General features: G+C 45.7%; 5 protein-coding genes. 4 read left to right on the forward strand and 1 reads right to left on the reverse strand.

Annotated elements, in window-relative coordinates:
* Positions 1 to 190: 190 nt before the first annotated feature.
* Positions 191 to 2,680 (reverse strand): cation:proton antiporter domain-containing protein, encoded by a 2,490-nt coding sequence (locus tag CWD77_RS15410; RefSeq protein WP_101074502.1) that lies wholly within the window; start codon positions 2,678 to 2,680, stop codon positions 191 to 193.
* Between the two features lie 308 nt (positions 2,681 to 2,988).
* On the opposite strand from CWD77_RS15410, the gene CWD77_RS15415 reads away from it, so the two are divergent.
* The 4 genes from CWD77_RS15415 (at position 2,989) to CWD77_RS15430 (ending at position 6,994) form a co-directional block, all read left to right on the forward strand.
* Entirely contained in the window at positions 2,989 to 4,503 is a 1,515-nt protein-coding gene (locus CWD77_RS15415; protein WP_206018043.1) for a M28 family peptidase, read from the forward strand.
* A gap of 359 nt (positions 4,504 to 4,862) precedes the next feature.
* Positions 4,863 to 6,011, forward strand: coding sequence for a diaminopimelate decarboxylase (lysA, locus tag CWD77_RS15420; RefSeq protein ID WP_101074504.1), 1,149 nt, complete (start codon positions 4,863 to 4,865; stop codon positions 6,009 to 6,011).
* Between the two features lie 307 nt (positions 6,012 to 6,318).
* Positions 6,319 to 6,561 (forward strand): UPF0175 family protein, encoded by a 243-nt coding sequence (locus CWD77_RS15425; RefSeq protein WP_101073418.1) that lies wholly within the window; start codon positions 6,319 to 6,321, stop codon positions 6,559 to 6,561.
* Complete coding sequence (locus CWD77_RS15430; protein ID WP_101073417.1) at positions 6,539 to 6,994, forward strand: PIN domain-containing protein; 456 nt, start codon at positions 6,539 to 6,541, stop codon at positions 6,992 to 6,994. The genes CWD77_RS15425 and CWD77_RS15430 overlap by 23 nt, the downstream gene beginning before the upstream one ends.
* Positions 6,995 to 7,141 lie beyond the last annotated feature (147 nt).

Raw genomic sequence — 7,141 nt, forward strand, 5'->3', positions numbered from 1 at the left:
AATAAACCGGTTCCGGTTAATAGTTTATTAGCCTGACGGCAAAAATAGTTATTGTTTAGTTTAAACTAAAAATTTTCAGATTTCCATTGGTCTCTTTAATGAACGCGGTATTTCTGAATCTGTCCTTCAACCACATTCAGTATGCATTCTACTTTCACTTAAAATACACAGAGGTTACTATAAGCAAATATTACTTCACATCAGTTTCCAAAATTGCCTGATAAATTCCGGGAATATTTTCAGCATCTCTCACAGCTTTCAAATTTTTACCCGGTTTAATCAATTTTGCCACCTTATTAACTCCTTCAAGATGTTGGTCTACGCTGTAAGATTTTGGGCTCAATAAAATCAATATCACATAAGCGGTATGAGCGGCCTGCTTTAAATTCATTCCTTCTCTGCTTACTCCGATAAAAAGCAGCTGACTCTCCACTTTTGAAGTATGGGCTTCGTACAAAAGCACGCCCGGCATTACCTCCGGTGTATAGTCAGCCGAATTCTTCAACAACCGTTTTGAGATTCGGTTTAAGTCGATGCCGTCAAATGCAGGGTCCTTGTGAATAATATCCTCCAGCAGTTCTTCTGTAGGCTTTTCTTTAAGATCCATTTTAATTCTCTTCTGCTGAACCAGCTGAAGATCTTTATTATCAGATTTATCTGATAAGGAGGAAGTTTGCACCTGTTCCGGATAGACCGTTATAAAACTTAGTCCGGGATAACGCTGTGCAATCACACGCGGCAACCGGTCCAGTCCGGGCCTCCACGATACCGAACCGTCTCTAGCACTGAGCAGAACAAACAGATCTTCTTCATCCTTGAAACCATCGTACCATTCGGGCAGATCTCCCCACTTCTGAAGGATTTCGAAGGTCACTTCAGGTTCGGGTTTAATATCCAGAACTCTCGGTTTCACAAACTCCTGACGAGCCTTTGTGGTTACAACAACAAGCTCATCCCCAATCTGGTCGGCCATCAACTTTAAAGATCTGACAGCTTCCCTAAACCCGGATTCAAATTCAGCAAATGGCGGAATGGCTACTACAATCCGCTTAGAGGAGTTGATTGGTTTTTCAATTTTGCTCACCATAAGCATAGTCTGAACATCATCAAGAAGCTGATCCAGAATACTTCCAAATATCTTCTGTTTCGCCGAAATCTGGCCGTTCCAGCCAATGATGATATTGGAAATTCTCATTTCGCTGACCGCCCGGGTGATCCCCTTGGCAATATTCAGATCTACCCTCGTTACCGGATTAACCGGCACATCTGCTGCTGCTGCGTGGATCACGGCATGACTCAGCATTTTCTCTCCCCTGGCAACCTGCGCTTCGGCGTCTCTTCCATCCCGTGCAACAGTCAGCGGATAGATCGGCTGATCCAGTTTCTGATCCCGAACCATAAATGCAATATCCATGAGCGCATCAGACGTTTCGGGGTTGGCAAGCGGAACAAGAATTCTTTGAGGCGCCTCTGATGATTTGTATGGTTTTTGATCCTCTTGTATAGCAACGGCACGCCCATACTTTTCAACCAGCCAGGGACCAATCAGGCAGGTAATTAAAATCATAATAACAACTGCATTTACAGCCGTGGAGTTGAAAAATCCCAGGTCATACCCAATAAGCGTAACGGCAAGTGTTGCGGCCGACTGAGGCGTAGTCAACCCATAGATAACAAAACCCTCCTCTTTTGTAAAATTGAAGAGTTTAGTTATTCCCAACGAGGCTATTCCTTTACCGGCAAAAACCAGCAGACTGAAAACAATCGCCTTTACCCAAACGTCCAGACTTCCAAGAACCGATACATCAACCAGCATCCCCACGCTGATCAGAAAGAATGGGATAAAGAGTGCATTTCCTACAAACTGTACACGGCTCATGAGAGTACCGGTTGCCGGGACCAGTCGATTCAAAAGGAGTCCCGCCATAAATGCACCGATAATCGGGGCCAGGCCTGCAAGCTCAGCAAAGAAAGCCGTTGTAAAGAGAATGGCTACAAGAAAGATGTAGTCTGTATTGTCCCTCGACTTCACGTTTCGGAAAAACCAACGACCCAGTCTGGGGAGCAACAGTACGGAAACGGCTACAAAAGCGATCACAGATGCGGCAAACCCGGTCCAGTAACCGGGACCGCTGTTATCACCTACCGTTCCGGCTACCACGGCCAGTACGCCAAGAGAGAGAGTGTCGGTTACCAGCGTCCCGCCCATCGACATGGTCACACCCATATTTTTTGTGATTCCCAGTCGTTCGGCAATCGGATAGGCTAAAAGTGTATGAGAGCCTACAATCGATCCCAGCAGCAGTGAGGTAGCCACTGAATAGTCGAGCAGATAAACTCCTGCAGCCAGTGCCGCCAATTGCGGCAACAGAAAGGAGGCCAAACCAAATCCGATACTTTTATTCCTTAGCTTTTCAAACTGGATCAAATCGAGGGAAAGCCCGGCCATAAACATCAAATAGAGCAGGCCAACCGTGCCGAGCAGCTCGATGGTAAAATCCCGCTCAAGCAGGCCAAGCAATCCCGGCCCCACAATGGTTCCTGCCAGAATGAGCCCTACAATGGCCGGTAGCTTCAGTTTTTTTGAAGCGATAGGTGCCAATAGAATAATCAGCATCACCAGTGCAAATATGATCACCGGATCTTCAAATGGCAGCGGGTATGAAAAAATTTCTTCCATTAAAAACAGTCATTTATAATCTCAATTTAGATGGAGCAGAATACCGCTTTGATATGAAAAAAACATTAAAACGATTGTCAAAACTTTGAAACCGCATTTGTTTGTAGCTTCTATTTTGTTATTCTCTGCTCGTTTTGTTAGGTCTAAGTTCTATTTTAAACTGTAAATATGAACTTTCTGATCGGTCATAGAGTGAGTATTTAGAGAACATGTTTTTGCCAAACTTAGATTTAAAACTTTTTCCCGGTCAACTCGTATTGGAAGTCCACACCGTTTTTAAGTAATCAACAGAAATGAAATCTACCATTATGAAACGCATACTACTCGGATTCATCATTGCCATATCGTTTACAACCGTAACCGTTACGGCTCAGGAGATATCCCCTGATCACATCAAACAGGTTATTCAAAAAAGTGACGTGGAGTTTGATGTCTATTTTCTGGCATCCGATGAATTTCTTGGCCGCAATACCGGAACTCAGGAACTGAAGATTGCATCCCGGTACATCGCCACACGTTTTCAACAGTATGGAATGCAGCAAGCTCCCGGGCTGGATGGGTATTACCAGAATGTACCTTTTCGTATGAACCGTGCACCGGAATCCGTTCAGATTTCGGGCGGGGATTCTCTATTTACAATGGGACAGCATCTACTTTCCGCCGGTTCTTTCCGGGGAGATATAGAAGCGTCTACGTTAGTGATGGAATACGCTTCAGAGGAAGAGATTGCAGAGCATGATATCAGCGGGAAGATTGTAGTGGCAAAAGCCGGCCTGCCTGGAATGGACAGTCCACAGCAACTCTTTCAAATTTCTTCCCAAAAACGTGCTCAAATTGCTGAAGCCGGTGGCGCAGGTTTAATTGAACGATACGAAAATCCTCAACTCCCCTGGCAGGTTTTAACGGGATACCTGACACGAGATCAGCTTTCGCTCGATACTGAAGATGCTTCCGAAGAACCTGAAAATCAGATCCCTCACATCTGGATCCACACACAGCCGGAAGGAATGAACGCATTTCTGGACGAGCAGAACGGCGAAACGGTTTCTCTCTCTGTTGAAGGAGCTGAACCGGAACCTTTTTACAGCCGAAATGTGGTCGGGATTATTGAAGGGAGCGACCCGGAGCTGAAGGATGAATACATCCTGCTCTCGGCCCACTACGATCACACCGGCACAACCGGAGATCCTTCACAGGAAGACTACATCAACAATGGAGCGAGGGATAACGCAGTGGGTACAGCCGGAATTCTGGCTGCGGCCAAATATCTATCCGAAAATCCACCGAAGCGATCTGTGATTGTCGCCGCCTGGACTGCGGAAGAGAAGGGATTGCTGGGAAGCGGTTATTACGCAGAGAATCCGCCGATATCGCTCAATCAAACCGTATACAACCTTAATATTGACGGAGCCGGCTATAACGACACGACAAAAGTAACGGTAATTGGCCTTGGGCGGACCGAAGCGGATGATGACCTGAAAGCATCCGCCGAAGCGTTTGGTCTGGAGGCGATCCCCGACCCGGTACCGGAGCAGAACCTGTTTAACCGGTCGGATAATGTTCACTTTGCACGGGCCGGAATTCCATCCCCGACCTACAGCATGGGACTGACCGCTTTTGATGATGAGATCAATCAGTATTACCACCGCCCGACGGACGAACCGGACACCATCGACTATGATTATGTAACCGCCTACATTCGTTCTTTTGTGATGGCGGCTTCTCTGGTTGGAAATTCAGACAAAGCCCCGTTCTGGCTTGCCGGTGATGAGTATGAACAGGCGGGTATAGAGCTGTATAATTATGAGGTTGAAAATTACTGAGTTCCGGCATAATTAAATGTCTTCCTGAACATTAAACGTCATCCTGAACGGAGTGAAGGATCTCTAGTACCCAGTCGCTCCAATCCTCAAAGATTCTTCGCAAGGCTCAGAATGACCCAACTGTCATCCTGAACGGAGTGAAGGATCTCTAGTATCCGGCTGCACCACTCCTGACAGATTCTTCGCAAGGCTCAGAATGACCCAATCCGTCATCCTGAGTGAAACGAAGGATCTCCAGTACTCAGTCACACTAATCCTAACAGATTCTTCGCAGGGCTCAGAATGACCCAACTTGTCTTACTGAAAACTGATTGTAGTTTTTCGTATCATAAGCGCTCTTTATAATCCAACTCAGATTGATGTTCGACGCTCAAACCATAAAATCATTCAAATCGCAAAAAACTCCATTCTACTACTACGACCTGGGACTGCTTCGCCGCACCCTGGATGAGATCAAGAACCACGGTCTATCGAAAGGGTATCACGTGCATTTTGCGATCAAGGCCAACTTCAACCTGCCGATTCTTGAGGAGGTTCGAAAAGCGGGACTGGGTATCGATTGTGTGAGTGGAAATGAGATCAAGCGAGCCGTTGAAGCCGGATTTACCGGAGATCAGCTTGCTTTTGCGGGTGTGGGAAAAACAGACGAAGAGATTCAGGTTGGCCTCGATCACGACATCTTCTCCTTTAACTGCGAGTCACTTCAGGAACTGGAAATTTTGAACGGTCTGGCCCAAAAGAGCGGAAAAACGGCAAATGTATCGATTCGGCTAAACCCCAACGTGGAGGCTAAAACCCACAGGTATATCACCACCGGGCTGAACGAAAACAAGTTTGGGATTACCGCCGATAGACTACCGAAACTGTTTGATATGCTGCCCGGCCTGAAAAATATCAGCCTGACCGGGATCCACTTTCACATTGGGTCCCAGATCACCGACCTTCAGCCGTTCACAGATCTGTGCAACCGGGTAAATGAGATGCAGGATCTGTTTGAAGAGAACGGGGTCCGGCTCGACCATATTAACGTGGGCGGCGGATATGGAATTGATTACGAGAAGGTTGATGAAAACCCCATCCCCGATTTTAAATCCTTTTTTGAGGTATTTGACCGAAATCTAGAACTGCGTGAAGGACAGCAGGTTCACTTTGAGCTGGGTCGAAGTATTGTGGGACAATGCGGGAGCCTGATCTCGAAAGTCCTCTACATTAAGGAGGGAGCTACCACTAATTTTGCAGTGGTTGATGCCGGCATGACCGAACTGATCCGTCCCGCCCTCTACCAGGCCAATCACCGGGTGGACGTACTCACCTCAGACAAACCGCATAAGACATACGATGTAGTCGGCCCCATCTGTGAAACATCCGACACTTTTCAAAAAGGTATTCAGCTGCCTGAAATTGAGCGGGGCGACCTCGTTGCCATCCGAAGCGCCGGAGCCTACGGCGAAGTGATGAGTAGCGCGTATAATCTGAGAGATCGCGTTAAGGCGGTTTACTCGAAGTAGATTTTAGGCCGGGGTTTGGGGAGTTGAATCTCATTGATTGTTAAGACTGATAAACCTTGAACTCCTAACAGAAAACCTGTCGCTTTTCCACTGTTATCAGACATTGGCCAAATAGTTTATGTCGTATAAACTCCTAAATAACAGTCGCTAATTGCAACTAACAGTAAAATCAGATATTCTGCGACAGGCAGGAGGGTTTAAGTTCTGTCGTATAATTATATGTTATGGTGCTCACTTTAAATTTCCCCTTTTTAAGACCAATATCTGTTGATTATCGTTAAACAGAAAAATTAATTACATTTCAAATATGAAGTCGTTAACGATAAACATACCGAACACAGCAGATGTTGATGACAAAGAGGCAAGAATGTCATTGGCTTCTAAATTGTATGAAAGGGGGAAGCTCACTCTGGGACAAGCGGCTGAACTGGCCGGCTATTCAAAGGAAACTTTCATGGAGCTGCTTGCTGAGTACAATGTGGCTCTGATCAACTATCCTGCCGACGAACTTGACGAAGATATAAAAAATGCCCAACGTCATAGTATCTGACACAAGCTGCTTAATTCTATTCTACAAAATCGGAGAGCTTGATCTTCTCAAAAAGCTTTTCGGCAAGTTACATGTCACAAATATCGTTTTAAAAGAGTTCAATCAACCGGTTCCGGATTGGATTGAAGTTGTAGATCTGAAAACTGATGTGCATAAAGGGTTATCCGGCTACCTGGACGCGGGTGAAGCAACAAGTATTGCATTAGCCTCTGAATATGAAGATTCACTTTTAATCATCGATGAAATCAAGGGGAGAAAAGCAGCGAAAGAAATGGGTATCCCGGTAACCGGATCTCTTGGTGTGTTAATTACAGCAAAAAACAAGGGTCATTTGAAAGCTGTTAAACCGGTCATTGCTAAAATCCAGAAAACGAACTTTCGGATTTCGAAAGAGTTGATTGAACGGGTGCTTGAAAAGGCAAAGGAGTCCTGAAAGGGGCTGTTCGCAGCCATAACCAGCGTTTCACCCGGATTTTGCCGCTAATAGTTGGTTATGAAAATTTTCAGAGTTGCGGTATATCTTGCTTTTTATCACTTTAATAGCTGTCAATGGCAAAACCGGTTAAACACCAAACCGTTA

This window comes from Rhodohalobacter barkolensis (genome assembly GCF_002834295.1).
GTDB classification, from domain to species: domain Bacteria; phylum Bacteroidota; class Rhodothermia; order Balneolales; family Balneolaceae; genus Rhodohalobacter; species Rhodohalobacter barkolensis.